Origin of the sequence: Bacillus sp. 205(2023), from assembly GCF_037027485.1 — a bacterium.
GTDB lineage: Bacteria > Bacillota > Bacilli > Bacillales > Bacillaceae > Bacillus > Bacillus halotolerans.
Map to the genome: position 1 here is coordinate 25574 of NZ_JAXCHF010000012.1, position 18218 is coordinate 43791.

At 42.5% G+C, this 18218-nt stretch carries 16 protein-coding genes and 1 other annotated feature; all 16 genes read right to left on the reverse strand.

All coding sequences use genetic code 11. The features are described 5' to 3' along the window. Nucleotides 1-38: 38 nt before the first annotated feature. Nucleotides 39-347, reverse strand: a complete 309-nt coding sequence (gene rpsJ / locus WA325_RS19155) for a 30S ribosomal protein S10 (protein WP_003156464.1) — start codon at nt 345-347, stop codon at nt 39-41. 259 nt (nt 348-606) lie between these two features. Then, on the reverse strand, nt 607-1545 hold the full coding sequence (locus WA325_RS19160; RefSeq protein ID WP_336184087.1) for an alpha/beta fold hydrolase: 939 nt from the start codon (nt 1543-1545) through the stop codon (nt 607-609). A 98-nt stretch (nt 1546-1643) separates the two neighbouring features. Next, a complete protein-coding gene (gene tuf / locus WA325_RS19165; RefSeq protein ID WP_010332768.1) occupies nt 1644-2834 on the reverse strand; it encodes an elongation factor Tu in 1191 nt (396 codons plus the stop codon). Nucleotides 2835-2953: 119 nt separating this feature from the next. After that, entirely contained in the window at nt 2954-5032 is a 2079-nt protein-coding gene (fusA, locus tag WA325_RS19170) for an elongation factor G (RefSeq protein WP_095714790.1), read from the reverse strand. Nucleotides 5033-5084: 52 nt separating this feature from the next. Continuing rightward, complete coding sequence (rpsG, locus tag WA325_RS19175) at nt 5085-5555, reverse strand: 30S ribosomal protein S7 (RefSeq protein WP_003225784.1); 471 nt, start codon at nt 5553-5555, stop codon at nt 5085-5087. Nucleotides 5556-5596: 41 nt separating this feature from the next. Next, nucleotides 5597-6013: a 30S ribosomal protein S12 gene (gene rpsL / locus WA325_RS19180; protein WP_003156445.1), complete on the reverse strand. Its 417-nt coding sequence runs from the start codon at nt 6011-6013 to the stop codon at nt 5597-5599. Nucleotides 6014-6127: 114 nt separating this feature from the next. Further along, nucleotides 6128-6376, reverse strand: a complete 249-nt coding sequence (locus WA325_RS19185; protein ID WP_059291694.1) for a 50S ribosomal protein L7ae-like protein — start codon at nt 6374-6376, stop codon at nt 6128-6130. Between the two features lie 179 nt (nt 6377-6555). Then, nucleotides 6556-10155: a DNA-directed RNA polymerase subunit beta' gene (gene rpoC / locus WA325_RS19190; protein WP_105955682.1), complete on the reverse strand. Its 3600-nt coding sequence runs from the start codon at nt 10153-10155 to the stop codon at nt 6556-6558. Nucleotides 10156-10216: 61 nt separating this feature from the next. Then, a complete protein-coding gene (gene rpoB / locus WA325_RS19195) occupies nt 10217-13798 on the reverse strand; it encodes a DNA-directed RNA polymerase subunit beta (RefSeq protein ID WP_044153423.1) in 3582 nt (1193 codons plus the stop codon). Between the two features lie 249 nt (nt 13799-14047). Continuing rightward, entirely contained in the window at nt 14048-14653 is a 606-nt protein-coding gene (locus WA325_RS19200) for a class I SAM-dependent methyltransferase (protein ID WP_336184088.1), read from the reverse strand. Between the two features lie 90 nt (nt 14654-14743). Next, entirely contained in the window at nt 14744-15115 is a 372-nt protein-coding gene (gene rplL / locus WA325_RS19205; protein WP_003156436.1) for a 50S ribosomal protein L7/L12, read from the reverse strand. A gap of 43 nt (nt 15116-15158) precedes the next feature. Further along, nucleotides 15159-15659 (reverse strand): 50S ribosomal protein L10, encoded by a 501-nt coding sequence (gene rplJ / locus WA325_RS19210; RefSeq protein WP_044153425.1) that lies wholly within the window; start codon nt 15657-15659, stop codon nt 15159-15161. A 64-nt stretch (nt 15660-15723) separates the two neighbouring features. Further along, nucleotides 15724-15863, reverse strand: a sequence feature (ribosomal protein L10 leader region). A 47-nt stretch (nt 15864-15910) separates the two neighbouring features. After that, entirely contained in the window at nt 15911-16609 is a 699-nt protein-coding gene (rplA, locus tag WA325_RS19215; RefSeq protein WP_003225765.1) for a 50S ribosomal protein L1, read from the reverse strand. A gap of 94 nt (nt 16610-16703) precedes the next feature. Beyond that, on the reverse strand, nt 16704-17129 hold the full coding sequence (gene rplK / locus WA325_RS19220; protein ID WP_003156430.1) for a 50S ribosomal protein L11: 426 nt from the start codon (nt 17127-17129) through the stop codon (nt 16704-16706). 167 nt (nt 17130-17296) lie between these two features. Continuing rightward, nucleotides 17297-17830, reverse strand: coding sequence for a transcription termination/antitermination protein NusG (nusG, locus tag WA325_RS19225; protein ID WP_003225764.1), 534 nt, complete (start codon nt 17828-17830; stop codon nt 17297-17299). Between the two features lie 183 nt (nt 17831-18013). Beyond that, nucleotides 18014-18193, reverse strand: coding sequence for a preprotein translocase subunit SecE (gene secE, locus WA325_RS19230; RefSeq protein ID WP_010327716.1), 180 nt, complete (start codon nt 18191-18193; stop codon nt 18014-18016). Between the last annotated feature and the right edge of the window lie 25 nt (nt 18194-18218).

Sequence of the window (18218 nt, forward strand, 5' to 3'; positions counted from 1 at the left end):
CGTCACACCTCCTATTAAGATCATTCTATATTTTAGAATTAAAGTTTAATTTCGATATCGACACCAGATGGTAAGTCTAATCGCATGAGCGCATCAACAGTTTGTGGTGTTGGGTTCACAATGTCGATTAAACGTTTATGTGTACGCATTTCAAATTGCTCACGAGAATCTTTGTATTTGTGCACCGCACGAAGGATTGTGTAAACTGATTTTTCAGTTGGCAACGGAATCGGACCAGATACGCTGGCACCAGAACGTTTTGCCGTTTCAACAATCTTCTCTGCAGATTGATCAAGGATTCTATGATCATATGCTTTCAAACGAATACGAATTTTTTGTTTTGCCATTATTTTCCCTCCTTTTCGCCTACTTCACGTTAGACAGTTCTCCGTGAGAAAAACCTGAACACCTTGCCATGGCAAAGCGGCCGGGTGTGTCAGCAACCTCTCACTTCATCGCAGTCAAAGACCAACATACACCATTATACAGAAAATAGACGTATGTTGCAAGACTTATTTAGAATATGCATGATTTGCACACTTTTAGTATTATACAGGTGTTTTTCTTATTTATCAAGAAGCGAGTGAATAAGGGAATTTTGTTCTATCATAAGTGGTACACTGCGTGTTTACTCAGAGTATTAGCAAATAATGAAGGCTCCTCGATATGCGGCGTGTGGGCGGAGTTTTTAAAATAATGCCAGCGCTTTTCAGGAGCATCCACAAACAGATAATACTGTTTCGATGTTGCAGCAGGAACGATCAAATCATGTCTCCCCGAAATAAAAAAGCTCGGTACTTTAATAGAAGAAACTGATTTAAATGCATCAAAACGAAATAAATCATCAGTTAAATACTTTGCGCTGAAAAGCTGTCCTCTGATGAAACGAGAGATGTTTTTTATTCCATACTCATTTCCAGCAAGCAACTGACACAATACTGTAAGAATGTGCCGGCGATGATGAGTGAATCCTCCCCTGCTCAGTTCAATACAGACTCGAAAGATGAAGTGCTGAATTTTCTTGTTCCAAGGTGGAGGGCCGAGTAAGCCTAAGGCTACTGAAAGAAAGCGATTTGTCTTGCGCAGAGAATCATAGGCCGTTTTTTCTTCCAGCTGAGTATTAGTGACCTGACTGATTCCATAATAAGCGTGAAATAGATCCGGCCTCTCTTGCAGTACATGAAGAGCCAGCAGCGAACCCCAAGAGTGACCTACAAGGTACACTTTTGGTTTTGAGAAATGGTCTAAAAGCCATTCGGTTACTTGAATTGTATCTTTAATGATTTGACTGATTGTCATTGAACTCTGCGGAATCTGTTTAGTATAGGAAAGACCTGAACCCCTTTGATCCCAATTTACAACTGTAAAGTGCTGTTCCAGTTCCTTTTGATAGCTCCTGATAAATCCGATTTGGGATGCTCCGGGTCCACCATGTAAAAAAAGCAGCAATGGGTTCGCTATATCATTTCCATTGATCATGAGCATTTGATTCGTATTTTCGATCCTCAGTTTTTTCATGAAAGAAATTGATGTGTTTTCACTCATAACCCATAGCTCCTCAAATAAGATAAACCTTATTATACAAGCAAACAAAAAAGTACACAAAAAAACGAGACCCAAAGGGTCTCGTTTTCAATATACTATTACTCAGTGATTGTAGAAACAACGCCTGAACCAACAGTACGTCCGCCTTCACGAATAGAGAAACGAGTTCCTTCTTCGATAGCGATTGTAGAGATAAGCTCAACGTTCATTTCAGTGTTGTCTCCAGGCATAACCATTTCTACGCCTTCTGGAAGATGGATGATACCAGTTACGTCAGTTGTACGGAAGTAGAACTGAGGACGGTAGTTAGAGAAGAATGGAGTGTGACGTCCACCCTCTTCTTTAGAAAGAACATAAACTTCAGCTTTGAATTTGCTGTGTGGAGTGATTGTACCTGGTTTAGCAAGTACTTGACCACGTTGGATATCTTCACGAGCTACACCGCGAAGAAGGGCTCCAATGTTGTCTCCAGCTTCAGCGTAATCAAGAAGCTTACGGAACATTTCAACACCAGTAACAGTTGTTTTGCTGTTTTCTTCTTGAAGACCGATGATTTCAACTTCGTCACCGACTTTAACTTGTCCACGCTCAACACGTCCAGTAGCAACTGTACCACGACCAGTGATTGAGAATACGTCCTCAACTGGCATCATGAATGGTTTTTCAGTGTCACGTTCTGGAGTTGGGATGTACTCATCAACTGCATCCATAAGTTCGAAGATTTTAGCTTCGTACTCAGCATCTCCTTCAAGAGCTTTAAGAGCAGAACCTTTGATAACTGGTACATCATCACCAGGGAAGTCGTATTCGCTAAGAAGATCGCGAACTTCCATTTCAACTAGTTCAAGAAGCTCTTCGTCGTCTACCATGTCGCATTTGTTTAAGAATACAACGATGTATGGTACACCAACGTTTTTAGAAAGAAGGATGTGCTCACGAGTTTGTGGCATTGGGCCATCAGCAGCAGATACTACTAGGATAGCTCCGTCCATTTGCGCAGCACCAGTGATCATGTTTTTAACATAGTCAGCGTGTCCTGGGCAGTCAACGTGTGCATAGTGACGAGTTTCAGTTTCATACTCAACGTGTGCAGTAGAGATTGTGATACCGCGCTCACGTTCTTCTGGTGCACCATCAATTTGATCGTACGCCATAGCTGTACCTTTACCAGATTTCTTATGAAGTACTGTTGTGATAGCAGCAGTTAAAGTTGTTTTACCATGGTCAACGTGTCCAATTGTACCGATATTGGCATGTGATTTGGAACGGTCGAATTTTTCTTTAGCCATTCTAAAATCCTCCTTAAGAGCTTTTAATTAGTAATGTATAGAGTGATAGGAAGTGAAAGAAAGCTTTCACTTCCTCATCTTACAATAGTAGTTATACTTGAGTTAAGAGGCAAAATCAATTATTCGCCTTTATTTTTTTTGATAATTTCTTCAGCAATGCTCTTCGGCACTTCTTCGTAGTGATCCATGTGCATAGTGAACGTACCGCGACCTTGCGTGTTAGAACGAAGGGCAGTAGCGTAACCGAACATTTCAGCAAGAGGAACCATCGCACGAACAACTTGCGCGTTACCGCGAGCTTCCATACCTTCTACGCGTCCGCGACGAGAAGTAACATCACCCATGATGTCTCCCATGTATTCTTCAGGAATAACCACTTCTACTTTCATGATTGGTTCAAGAAGAACTGGGTTACACTTGCTGACTGCATTTTTCAATGCCATAGAAGCAGCAACTTTAAACGCCATTTCGTTTGAGTCAACATCATGGTAAGAGCCATCAAAAAGTTTTGCTTTAATGTCGATAAGCGGGAATCCAGCTAATACACCATTTTCAAGTGAATCTTCTAGACCTGCTTGAACAGCTGGGATGTATTCACGAGGAACAACCCCACCGACAATCGCATTTTCGAATTCAAAGCCAGCGCCTTCTTCGTTTGGTTCGAATTCAATCCAAACGTGACCGAACTGACCGCGTCCACCAGACTGACGTACGAATTTACCTTCAACTTTTGCACCGGAACGGAATGTTTCACGGTACGCAACTTGAGGAGCACCAACGTTAGCTTCTACTTTGAATTCACGCTTCATACGATCAACAATGATATCAAGGTGAAGCTCACCCATACCAGAGATGATTGTCTGACCAGTTTCCGGGTTTGTTTGAGTACGGAATGTTGGATCCTCTTCAGCAAGTTTTGCTAAAGCGATACCCATTTTATCTTGGTCAGCTTTTGATTTAGGCTCAATTGCAACGTCGATAACTGGTTCTGGGAATTCCATTGATTCAAGGATAACTAGATCCTTTTCATCACATAGAGTATCTCCAGTAGAAGTATCTTTTAGACCTACAGCAGCTGCGATATCTCCTGCATATACAGTAGAGATTTCTTCACGGCTGTTGGCGTGCATTTGAAGGATACGTCCAACACGCTCACGTTTGCCTTTAGTTGAGTTTTTCACGTATGAACCAGAATCAAGTGTTCCAGAGTACACACGGAAGAACGTCAGCTTACCAACGTAAGGGTCAGTCATAACTTTAAATGCTAATGCAGAGAATGGCTCGTCATCAGAAGAATGACGCTCAATCTCTTCATTTGTATCAGGACGGATACCTTTGATTGCAGCAACGTCTGTTGGTGCAGGAAGGTAGTCAAGAACAGCATCAAGTACTAATTGAACACCTTTGTTTTTGAAGGCAGAACCAACAAGAACTGGGTAGAATTCAACATTTAAAGTACCTTTACGGATACCTGCTTTTAACTCGTCAATAGTGATCTCTTCACCCTCAAGGTATTTGTCCATAAGCTCTTCATCAAGCTCACATACAGCTTCAATGAGGCTGTTGCGAAGCTCTTCAGCTTGCTCTTTGTACTCTTCAGGGATTTCTTTCGCATCAGAACGAGTTCCGAGATCATCTTCGTAGAAATACGCAACGTTTTCTACTAGGTCAATGATACCTTCGAAGTTGTCTTCAGCACCGATCGGCAATTGAATTGCATGAGCGTTAGCTTGAAGACGATCTCTTAAAGTTCCTACAGAGTAAAGGAAGTCTGCACCGATTTTGTCCATTTTGTTGACGAAAACGATACGCGGTACTCCGTAAGTTGTTGCTTGACGCCAAACAGTTTCTGTTTGAGGCTCAACGCCAGACTGTGCGTCAAGTACAGCAACAGCACCATCAAGTACACGAAGAGAACGTTCAACTTCAACTGTGAAGTCTACGTGTCCTGGAGTATCGATGATGTTTACGCGGTATCCTTTCCACTGTGCAGTTGTCGCAGCGGAAGTGATTGTGATACCACGTTCTTGTTCCTGCTCCATCCAGTCCATTTGTGAAGCTCCTTCATGAGTTTCACCAATTTTGTGGATACGACCAGTATAGAACAAGATACGTTCTGTAGTAGTCGTTTTACCGGCATCAATGTGAGCCATGATCCCGATATTACGAGTTTTGTCTAAGGAGAACTCTCTTGCCATTGGGTAATTTCTCCTTCCTTATTGGGAAATTGTGTTTTTTAGTATATAAATCCTACCAACGATAGTGAGCAAATGCTTTGTTTGCTTCAGCCATCTTATGAGTATCTTCACGTTTCTTAACAGCAGCACCAGTGTTGTTAGCTGCGTCAAGAATTTCGTTAGCTAAACGCTCTTCCATCGTTTTTTCTCCGCGAAGACGAGCATAGTTAACTAACCAGCGAAGTCCAAGAGTAGTACGACGTTCAGGACGAACTTCTACAGGAACTTGGTAGTTCGCACCACCTACACGGCGTGCTTTTACTTCAAGTACAGGCATGATGTTTTTCAATGCTTGTTCGAAAACCTCCATTGCATCATTGCCAGTACGTTCTTTAATGATATCGAATGACTTGTATAGGATTGTTTGAGACTTACCTTTTTTACCGTCGATCATCATTTTGTTGATTAGACGAGATACAAGCTTAGAGTTGTAAATCGGATCAGGTAAAACGTCTCTTTTTGCTACAGGACCTTTACGTGGCATCTGAATATCCTCCCTTCATCAATTATACGTTTATACGTTTATTATTTTGCTTTAGGACGTTTAGTACCGTATTTAGAACGGCCTTGCGCACGGTTTTCAACTCCAGCAGTGTCAAGCGCACCACGAACGATGTGGTAACGTACCCCTGGTAAGTCTTTTACACGTCCGCCGCGGATAAGTACAACACTGTGCTCTTGCAGGTTGTGACCGATACCAGGAATGTAAGCAGTAACCTCAATTCCGTTAGTTAAACGAACACGAGCATATTTACGAAGTGCTGAGTTCGGTTTTTTCGGTGTCATTGTACCAACACGAGTACATACCCCGCGTTTTTGTGGAGAAGATACATTAGTGTGCTCTTTTTTAAAGCTGTTGTATCCTTTGTTAAGTGCAGGAGACTTTGAGTTTTCTACTTTACTCACGCGTCCTTTGCGAATTAGCTGATTAATTGTAGGCATGTTTTGTTCCTCCCTTCATTACGTTTTATAACCCACATACCCAGGTGGTTCATCAATAGGCAAAAAACAATGTCTTTACACGAGAATAAATCTCACGCAAAAACAAAAAGTACGTTATAACATTATGGCAACAGCTGCTGCTCCTACTTCAATTCCGCAGGCTTTGCCGAGCTTTTTCATGGATTCAACCATTGAGACAGCAATCCCATTATCTTTCGCAAGTGTTATCACACTTGACGTAAGAATAGGATCCGCATCTTTTGCAACGACTACTTCCTTTACTGAACCTCGTTTTAGAGCTTTCACTGTTTGCTTCGTACCAATAATAATTGATTTGGCCTGTGATACTTTATCATAAGACATAAACATATCCTCCAAAGTAACAGGTTTATTTCGAGCACCTTGGTTATATTATCATTCTAGGAGACGAATGTCAACAAGGTATGACATTTTTTAGTTTCTATCTTCTCATAGAGTGATTTTTTTATTTAAATATGACTGCTGAAAGACTGTTTTGCAGTCTCTCAGCAGCATGATATCAGTTATTCAACCGGAACCATGTCCTCAGTCGGCTGAACATTTGAAACAGGTTTTACTTTTCGGTATTTCATCATTCCAGTACCAGCCGGAACAAGCTTACCGATGATAACATTCTCTTTCAGGCCGAGAAGTTCGTCACGCTTACCTTTGATCGCTGCGTCTGTAAGGACACGTGTTGTTTCCTGGAAGGAAGCAGCAGATAAGAATGAATCAGTTTCAAGAGAAGCTTTGGTAATACCGAGTAAGACAGGACGGCCTGTAGCAGGACGTTTGCCTTCCAGCAATACCTTTTTGTTCGCTTCAGTAAATTGGTGAATATCAAGTAATGAGCCAGGAAGCACATCAGTCTCACCGGCATCAATCACACGTACTTTGCGAAGCATTTGGCGAACCATTACTTCTACGTGTTTATCGCCGATTTCAACACCCTGCATACGGTAAACCTTTTGAACCTCATGAAGAAGATACTCTTGAACAGTAGTCAGGTCAGTCACTTTAAGAAGTTCTTTCGGATCGATTGAACCTTCTGTCAGCACTTGGCCTCGAGTAATTTTATCTCCTTCCGCTACTTTTAAGCGGGAGTTATATGGTGCCGTATAAGAGCGTGTTTCAACTGCGCCTTGAACCACAATTTCCTGCTGTTTGTCGCGAACTTCATTGATTTCAACGACTGTACCGTCGATTTCGGTAATTGTTGCCTGACCTTTTGGATTACGCGCTTCGAAAAGCTCTTGGATACGCGGGAGACCCTGTGTGATATCGTCTCCTGCAACCCCGCCTGTATGGAATGTACGCATTGTTAACTGTGTACCAGGCTCACCGATTGATTGGGCAGCGATGATTCCAACTGCTTCTCCGACTTCTACATCGGTACCAGTCGCAAGGTTTCGGCCATAGCATCGTTTACATACACCATGAGGCGTATTACATGTGAAGGCAGAACGGATCCACACTTCTTCAATGCCGGCTTCAACGATTTCAATCGCTTTATCTTCATCGATCAGTTCGTTTTCGTTTACAAGCACTTCCCCTGTTTCAGGGTGTTTCACTTGTTTTCTTGCAAAACGGCCGATTAAGCGTTCTTCTAAGCGCTCAATGATTTCAGTGCCTTCTCTAAGCGGTTGAGCAAGGATGCCTCGGTCAGTTCCGCAATCAGTTTCACGGATGATAACATCCTGTGCAACGTCAACAAGACGGCGTGTAAGGTAACCTGAGTCAGCAGTTTTAAGGGCGGTATCGGCAAGACCTTTACGCGCACCGTGAGTGGAGATAAAGTACTCCAATACTGTCAGACCTTCACGGAAACTAGATTTGATCGGTAACTCAATGATACGTCCAGCCGGGTTGGCCATCAGACCGCGCATTCCGGCAAGCTGAGTAAAGTTAGACGCGTTACCACGGGCACCAGAGTCACTCATCATGTAGATCGGGTTGAGCTCATCAAGTGATTTCATCAGTTTGCCTTGGATAACGTCTTTTGCAGAACTCCAGATAGAGATAACTCTCTCATAGCGTTCTTCTTCAGTGATCAGACCGCGGCGGAACTGCTTCATAACGTTATCAACTTTGCCTTGTGCTTCTTCAAGAATTTCTTGTTTATCATCGAGAACGACGATATCAGAAACCCCAACTGTAATACCAGCTTTTGTTGAATATCTGAAACCTAGGTTTTTCATGCGGTCAAGCATTTTAGACGTTTCCGTAATGTGGAATCGTTTAAAGATTTCCGCGATGATTTTACCCAGAATACCTTTTTTAAATGGTGCATTGATTGGCTGCTGTTCGATGGCAGCTTTTACATCGGCACCTTTTTCTAAGAAGAAACGGTCAGGTGTTTTCTCTTCAATGTTGCTCTTCGTTGGTTCATTCATGTAAGGGAATGATTCTGGAAGAATTTCATTGAAGACCAGTTTACCGACAGTTGTAATTAACAATTTTGAGCGCTGCTCTTCGGTAAATGTCACGTTCTTAAGGGAGTTCGCTGCAACAGCCACTCTCGTATGAAGGTGAACATATCCGTTTTGATAAGCAAGAAGCGCTTCATCCGTATTCTTGAAGACCATACCTTCGCCGACAGCACCAGCACGCTCCAGAGTCAGGTAATAGTTACCCAGTACCATATCCTGAGACGGTGTTACAACCGGTTTACCATCTTTAGGGTTCAAGATGTTTTGAGCGGCAAGCATCAAGATGCGTGCTTCAGCTTGAGCTTCTGCAGATAATGGTACGTGAACCGCCATTTGGTCACCGTCAAAGTCAGCGTTATAAGCTGTACATACGAGCGGGTGAAGACGGATTGCGCGTCCTTCAACAAGTGTTGGTTCAAACGCTTGGATACCTAATCTGTGAAGCGTAGGGGCACGGTTCAGAAGGACCGGGTGCTCCTTGATAACTGATTCTAGTACATCCCATACTTCAGGCTGTACGCGCTCAATTTTACGTTTCGCACTCTTAATGTTGTGAGCAAGACCCTTTTCAACAAGCTCTTTCATAACGAAAGGTTTGAAAAGTTCGAGCGCCATTTCCTTCGGTAATCCGCATTGGTACATTTTCAAATGAGGACCAACGACGATTACAGAACGTCCGGAGTAATCGACACGTTTACCAAGAAGGTTTTGACGGAAACGGCCTTGCTTCCCTTTCAGCATGTGAGAAAGAGATTTTAATGGTCTGTTACCAGGACCTGTTACAGGGCGTCCGCGACGGCCGTTGTCAATTAAAGCATCGACAGCCTCTTGAAGCATACGCTTTTCGTTTTGAACGATAATGCTAGGCGCACCAAGGTCTAAAAGGCGTTTCAAACGATTGTTACGGTTGATGACACGACGATAAAGGTCGTTCAAATCAGAAGTTGCAAAACGTCCGCCATCAAGCTGAACCATCGGTCTGAGCTCAGGAGGAATAACAGGAAGCACATCAAGGATCATCCAAGAAGGCTTGTTTCCTGAGTTACGGAAGGCTTCCAAAACTTCAAGGCGTTTGATCGCACGAGTACGACGCTGTCCTTGAGATGTTTTCAGCTCTTCTTTTAACATATCAACTTCTTTTACAAGATCGATATCTTGAAGAAGTTTATGAATCGCTTCCGCACCCATAGATGCTTGGAACTTATTACCGTACTTATCAAGATACGCACGGTATTCCTTTTCTGATAGAAGCTGTTTCTTTTCAAGCGGAGTGTTTGCCGGATCAGTTACAACGTAAGAAGCAAAGTAAATAACTTCTTCCAGTGCACGAGGCGACATATCTAACACTAGACCCATACGACTTGGGATACCTTTGAAATACCAAATGTGGGAAACTGGGGCAGCCAGTTCAATGTGCCCCATTCTCTCACGACGGACTTTAGCCCGTGTTACTTCAACTCCGCAGCGGTCACAAACTACGCCTTTATAACGAACTCGCTTGTACTTCCCGCAATGACATTCCCAGTCCTTAGTCGGTCCGAAAATGCGTTCGCAGAATAGACCGTCCTTTTCAGGTTTTAACGTACGATAGTTTATCGTTTCAGGCTTTTTCACTTCACCAAAAGACCATGAACGGATTTTATCCGGTGAAGCAAGACCGATGTTCATATACTCAAAATTGTTCACATCTAGCAAGGGGCCTACCTCCCTTTTTATCTTCGGATTAACCGATGTCACTTGCCTTTATAACTAGAGATTATTCTTTTGTTACTACATCGCGTTCAACGTCTGCAGATGCTGTTTCTTCCGGCTCTTCATCACCTGATAACGCCAGGCCGTCAGCTTGTTTTGCATCTTCTTCGTCTTCTAAATCTCTCATTTCTATTTCTTCTTCATCGCTAGAAAGGATTTTCACATCCATACCTAAACTTTGAAGTTCTTTAATTAATACTTTGAATGATTCCGGAACACCAGGTTCAGGAACGTTGTCGCCTTTAACGATGGCTTCGTATGTTTTCACACGTCCAACCACGTCATCAGACTTAACAGTCAGAATCTCTTGAAGAGTGTAAGCTGCACCGTAAGCTTCAAGTGCCCAAACCTCCATCTCACCAAAACGCTGTCCGCCAAATTGTGCTTTACCGCCAAGAGGCTGCTGCGTAACAAGTGAGTAAGGACCTGTAGAGCGTGCATGAAGTTTATCGTCAACCATGTGAGCCAGTTTAATCATGTACATGATACCGACAGATACACGGTTATCAAACGGCTCTCCGGTACGTCCGTCGTAAAGAACGGTTTTAGCGTCACGAGACATTCCGGCTTCTTCAAGTGTTTCCCAAACATCCTCTTCACGCGCTCCGTCAAATACCGGTGACGCAATGTGGATGCCGAGGTAACGAGCGGCCATACCCATATGAAGCTCTAATACCTGCCCGATGTTCATACGTGATGGTACGCCCAGCGGGTTAAGCATGATATCAATTGGTGTGCCGTCAGGAAGATAAGGCATATCCTCTTCAGGAAGAATCTTAGAGATAACACCTTTGTTACCGTGACGACCGGCCATTTTATCCCCTTCAGAAATTTTACGTTTCTGAACGATATATACGCGTACTAACTGGTTTACACCTGGAGGAAGTTCGTCTCCGTCCTCACGGTTGAAGACTTTAACATCGTGAATAATTCCGCCGCCGCCGTGAGGCACACGAAGAGAAGTATCACGAACCTCGCGGGCTTTTTCACCAAAGATGGCGTGAAGAAGGCGTTCTTCTGCAGTAAGTTCTGTTACACCCTTAGGCGTTACTTTACCAACAAGAAGATCTCCGTCTTTTACTTCTGCCCCGATACGGATAATTCCGCGGTCATCAAGATTGCGAAGCGCATCTTCACCGACGTTCGGAATATCGCGAGTGATTTCTTCAGGCCCGAGTTTAGTATCACGTGCTTCTGATTCATATTCTTCAATGTGAATAGATGTATAAACATCATCTTTCACAAGACGTTCACTCATGATGATGGCATCCTCATAGTTGTAGCCATCCCATGTCATGAAGCCGACCATTACGTTACGGCCAAGTGCAAGTTCACCAAGCTCCATAGAAGGACCGTCAGCAAGGATTTCTCCTTTTACCACTTCATCGCCGACACTTACAATCGGACGCTGGTTGTAGCAAGTACCTTGGTTAGAGCGGACAAATTTCAGCAAGCTGTATTTATCCAGGTTTCCTTTTACTTTTTGACCGTCTACTTCTTCATAGCGGCGAACCCAAACGTTTTTCGCTTCTACACGTTCAACGATACCAGGGTGTTTACAAATCACAGCGGCACCAGAGTCTTTACCTGATACGTATTCCATACCAGTTCCTACAAATGGCGCTTCCGGCTGCATCAAAGGCACAGCCTGACGCTGCATGTTCGCTCCCATTAGGGCACGGTTCGAGTCATCGTTTTCTAAGAACGGGATACATGCTGTCGCAGCAGATACTACCTGCTTAGGCGATACATCCATGTAATCAACACGGTTTCTAGGAACAACGGTGTTCTCTCCGCGGAAACGGGCTACAATGCTGTCATCCACAAACGCACCTTCGTCATCGAGTCGTGCATTTGCCTGAGCGACAACGTAGTTATCCTCTTCATCAGCAGTTAAGTAATCGATTCTTGGCGTCACTTTTCCTGTTTCAGGATCAACGCGGCGATATGGCGTTTCAATAAAGCCAAAACGGTTTACTTTTGCATATGATGATAGTGAGTTGATCAAACCGATGTTCGGTCCCTCTGGCGTTTCAATCGGACACATACGGCCATAGTGGGAGTAGTGAACGTCACGCACTTCCATTCCGGCACGCTCACGTGTCAATCCGCCCGGTCCAAGAGCCGACAGACGGCGCTTATGTGTTAATTCAGCAAGCGGGTTCGTCTGGTCCATGAATTGAGAAAGCTGAGAGCTTCCAAAGAACTCTTTAATGGACGCAATAACAGGACGAATATTGATCAGCTGCTGAGGTGTAATTGTATTCGTATCTTGAATTGACATTCTCTCACGAACCACACGCTCCATACGGCTTAAACCGATACGGAATTGGTTCTGGAGAAGTTCACCTACAGAACGTAAACGGCGGTTTCCAAGATGGTCAATATCATCTGTGTCGCCTACTCCGTGCAGCAAGTTGAAGAAGTAGCTGATAGAAGAAATAATATCAGCAGGTGTAATGTTTTTAATCTCTTCTTCAACGTAAGCATTGCCGATGACATTAATAACCTGTTCTCCTTCTTGATCAGTAGGAGCAAAGATCTTAATGGATTGAAGCGTTACTTCGTCCTCAACAACACCGCCGTTCGGATACAGCTTTCTGAAACCGATTCCGTTTTCTAAGTATGGCAGTACTTTATCAAGAGTTCTTCTATCAAGAATCTGACCTTTTTCAGCCAGGATTTCTCCTGTTTCAGGATCAACAAGCGTTTCAGCAAGTCTCTGATTAAAGAGGCGATTTTTAATATGAAGCTTTTTATTAATTTTATAGCGTCCTACATTGGCAAGATCGTATCGTTTCGGATCAAAGAAACGAGAATCAAGCAAGCTTTTCGCATTTTCCACTGTAGGCGGCTCTCCAGGACGGAGGCGCTCGTAGATTTCGAGCAGCGCTTTATCGCTGTTTTCTGTGTTATCTTTATCAAGCGTATTTCGCAGGTATTCGTTTTCTCCTACAAGATCAAGAATCTCTTGATCGGAGCCGAAGCCGAGAGCACGCAAAAGAACCGTAACCGGCAACTTACGTGTGCGATCAATGCGTACATAAACAACATCTTTCGCATCAGTTTCGTATTCTAACCATGCGCCACGGTTTGGAATGACAGTTGCGGTAAAACCTTTTTTACCGTTTTTGTCTACTTTACCACTGAAATATACACTTGGAGACCGAACAAGCTGGGAAACGATAACGCGTTCCGCACCGTTTATGATAAAAGTACCTGTATCTGTCATAATAGGGAAATCCCCCATGAAGACATCTTGGTCTTTTACCTCTCCAGTTTCTTTGTTAATTAAACGAACCTTCACTCTTAGCGGAGCTGAGTAAGTCACATCACGTTCTTTTGATTCCTCTACAGGATATTTAGGCTCCCCTAAACTGTAATCAATGAACTCAAGAGAGAGGTTACCAGTGAAATCCTCAATTGGCGATATGTCTTGAAACATCTCTCTAAGACCCTCATCAAGAAACCACTGATAAGAAGAGGTTTGAATTTCAATGAGATTTGGTAATTCTAACACTTCGCTAATGCGAGCATAGCTTCTGCGCTGGCGGTGTCGTCCATACTGAACTAGTTGACCTGTCAACTGATTCACCCCTCAAATCATGCGTATTATATGTGTAATAAGCATTTCTTCCAAAGAAAGAAAGAAAACACTTTTACAAGACAAAAGAAAAAAGGGTTTCTAATTAAGAAAACCACATCCAAAAACAAATACCGATTTTATTAGCATTTCCATACTTGTATAATTTATACATAGATATTGACATTTCATCATATCAATCTAAATATATACATTGGCATTTTATAATATTAACATAGCCAAAATACCGAGTCAAACTTTTTTTGCTTTTATGATATAATAGCCTTTCTTTTTTTGAACGACAGAAACTTCTTCGAACAGTTCCTCAAGCTTTTCAATGGCAGAAGGCGCACCTTGTTTTTTCTGTATGACGATCCACAATTCACCTGAAGCTTTTAAGTGTTCAGCGCTTTTCTCAAAGATAGCATGGACAACTTTTTTTCCGGCTCGGATTGGGGGATTTGTAAGAATAGAAGCAAATGTTTGAGCAGAGTCAACGTTTGAAAACAAATCGCTTTGGTAAATCTCAACGTTTGTTATTCCGTTTTGTTCGGCATTTTCATTTGATAACTCTACGGCTCTTTCATTAACATCAATCATGTGGATAGTCCGGTCTTTAAAACCACTGGCCAGCGATAATCCAATCGGGCCATAGCCGCAGCCTACATCTAGAAAGCTGCCCTCAACTTCAGGCTCTTCAAAAGATTCGACCAGCAGGCGCGAGCCAAAATCGACTTCCTTTTTAGAAAAAACACCGCTGTCGCTGGTAAACGTAAACTCCTTGTTTCGAAGCCTAAAAGACCATGTTTGTTTGTTGCTTTTTACTGAAGGTTTTTCTGAATAATAGTGCTCACTCATTATTAGAACCTCCTTTTTTTCATAACTTAAAGAATGGCAAAGAAAAAGCCCGCCTCATAAAAGCGAGCTTCCCCTACAGGCAAGTGAAGATTACTTAACTTCTACAGAAGCGCCAACTTCTTCAAGTTTAGCTTTAAGCTCTTCAGCTTCTTCTTTAGCAATACCTTCTTTAAGTGGTTTTGGAGTGTTGTCAACAAGTTCTTTAGCTTCTTTCAAGCCAAGACCAGTGATTTCACGTACAACTTTGATAACTTTGATTTTTTGAGAACCTGCACCAGCAAGGATAAGGTCGAATTCGCTTTGCTCTTCAGCAGCTCCGCCTGCAGCAGCTCCGCCAGCTACAGCTACAGGAGCAGCAGCAGTTACGCCAAATTCTTCTTCGATTGCTTTTACTAGGTCGTTCAATTCAAGTACAGTTGCTTCTTTAACGGAAGCAATGATTTCTTCGATATTTAAAGCCATTTGTAATTCCTCCATTTGTTTTGATTTTTAAAAACTGATTAGATTAAGCGCCTTGTTCTTCCTTTTGATCTGCCACAGCTTTTGCAGCAAGAGCAAGGTTGCGAACTGGAGCTTGAAGTACGCTAAGCAACATAGAAAGCAAGCCTTCGCGTGATGGAAGTTCAGCAAGAGCTTTCACTTCTTCAACAGTAGAAACTTTACCTTCGATAACGCCAGCTTTGATTTCAAGAGCTTCATGCTGTTTAGCAAACTCGTTAAGAACTTTAGCTGGAGCGACAACATCCTCAGTACTGAATGCAATTGCATTCGGTCCAGTTAAGACATCATTCAAACCATCAAGTTCAGCTTGTTCAACCGCACGGCGAGTCATTGTGTTTTTGTAAACTTTGAACTCAACGTTAGCTTCACGAAGCTGTTTACGAAGTTCTGTTACTTCAGAAACGTTAAGTCCGCGGTAATCAACGATGATCGTTGATTTGCTTTCTTTTAATTTAGAAGCAATTTCTTCAACAACAACTTTTTTTGTTTCAATTGCGCTGCTCATGGTTACACCTCCTGTAGATTCTTGTGTAACACTTATACCGTCAGGTGATCACGACTGAGAAACGGATTCCATATAAAAAGCCTCCATGAGACATGGAGGCTGTATATACAAGCATACGTAACGTAATAGCTGTGATAATATACACCTCGGTAGGATATTAAGCTGTTAAGCCCCTACTGTCTACGGTATAAATGATATATTATATTTTACAACATTTTGAATCATATCAGAATGTTGAATTCATGTCAATATTATTTTACGTTGAAAGTTGAAGCGTCTACTTTGACACCAGGTCCCATAGTAGAAGTTACAGCAACGTTTTTCACGTAAACACCTTTTGCTGCAGCAGGTTTTGCTTTCAGGATTGTATCATACATTGTTGTGAAGTTCTCAACAAGTTTTTCATCCTCGAAAGAAACTTTACCGATAGGAACATGGATGTTTCCAGCTTTATCAACGCGGTATTCAACTTTACCAGCTTTGATTTCGCCGATTGCTTTTTCAACTTCGAAAGTAACTGTACCAGTTTTAGGGTTTGGCATTAAACCTTTTGGTCCAAGTACACGACCGATTTTACCAACTTCACCCATCATGTCAGGTGTAGCTACGATTACATCGAAATCGAACCAGCCTTGTTGAATTTTGTTGATGTAGTCAGTATCTCCAACGTAATCTGCACCAGCAGCTTCAGCTTCTTTCGCTTTTTCGCCTTTTGCGAAAACGAGAACGCGCTGAGTTTTACCAGTTCCGTTTGGAAGCACAACTGCTCCGCGGATTTGCTGGTCGTTTTTACGAGGGTCAACCCCTAGACGGAATGCAACTTCAACTGTAGCGTCGAATTTAGCTGTGTTTGTTTTTTTAACGAGAGCTACTGCTTCAGAAACATCGTAAGCTTTCGCACGATCTACAAGCTTAGCAGCTTCTGCGTACTTTTTACCTTTTTTAGCCATTTTAAAATTTCCTCCTTATGTGGTTATAGCGGAATAACCTCCCACGAATAAGGGTTGCGAACTTGTGAAAACTCGCAACCCGACAAGAAACAAATTAATCCTCGATTACAATACCCATACTGCGTGCAGTACCTTCAACCATGCGCATTGCCGCTTCAACGTCTGCTGCGTTTAAGTCAGGCATTTTCGTTTCAGCGATTTCGCGTACTTTATCGCGCTTAACGGTTGCCACTTTATTACGGTTTGGTTCACCAGAACCAGACTCAATTCCAGCTGCTTTTTTAAGCAATACTGCAGCAGGCGGAGTTTTTGTAATAAATGTAAATGAACGGTCTTCGTAAACCGAAATTTCAACAGGAATGATTAAACCAGCTTGGTCAGCTGTACGAGCGTTAAACTCCTTACAGAATCCCATGATATTAACACCGGCTTGACCTAGTGCAGGTCCAACTGGCGGCGCTGGGTTAGCTTTTCCAGCAGGAATTTGCAATTTTACAACTTTTACTACTTTTTTAGCCACGAGACACACCTCCTTAAGTCCGTGATGTGGTAATAGGGTAAACCCTCCCACTCAAGGTTTCATTCTTTATATGAATGACGAAATATCAAGCTAGCTGCCTTGGATAAGTCCAAGACGTACCTTTGCTATATTATCATTTATATATAGCAATTTCAAGTTTTTTCACATTACAATTTGTCGATCTGGGTAAATTCCAGCTCAACCGGCGTTTCACGGCCGAACATATTAACGAAAACTTTAACCTTGCTTTTATCGTAGTCAATCTCTTCAATTGATCCCGTAAAGTTGGCAAAAGGTCCGTCTATCACTTTCACTGTCTCTTTTAATTCAAAGTCAATGTCAGTTTTGCGTTCGTCCATACCCATTCTCTTCAGAATGGTTTCTGCTTCGCCAGGAAGAAGCGGCGTCGGTTTTGAACCAGAGCCGGCAGAACCTACGAACCCAGTAACACCTGGTGTATTGCGGACAACATACCAAGAATCATCCGTCATTACGATTTCAACAAGGACGTAACCAGGGAATACTTTCTTTTTAACGACTTTTTTCTTGCCGTTTTTGATATCTGTCTCTTCTTCTTCAGGTACGACTACACGAAAAATCTTATCCTGCATCCCCATTGATTCAACACGTTTTTCCAAGTTGGCTTTTACTTTGTTCTCATAACCAGAGTACGTGTGAACAACATACCAATTCTTTTCCATTCTCTTCAGGACTGTCCAGTCCTTCCCTCCCCGCATTTGGTTTTAGTGTACTACCATAACGCTTCATGCAAAAAATAGGCGGTAAGCCTATGATAACTTTCATTTTTAACCCACAATAAAAAACCCGCTGAACGGGTTTTGGCAAGTGATATTATGATCTATTATAGCACGTATTGCTGATCATTATTCAACTATTAAACGAATTAATTGAGAAATTCCTGTGTCAAGGAGGGCAAAAAAGATAATAAAAAAGATAACTGTTGAAATAACCGTGATGGTATAGCGAGTTAACTCTTTTCCTTTAGGCCAGCTTACCTTTTTCATTTCTTTCCCAACATCTTTAAAGAATCTCATAATACGCATGTAAAAGACCTCCACAATTTAAAAG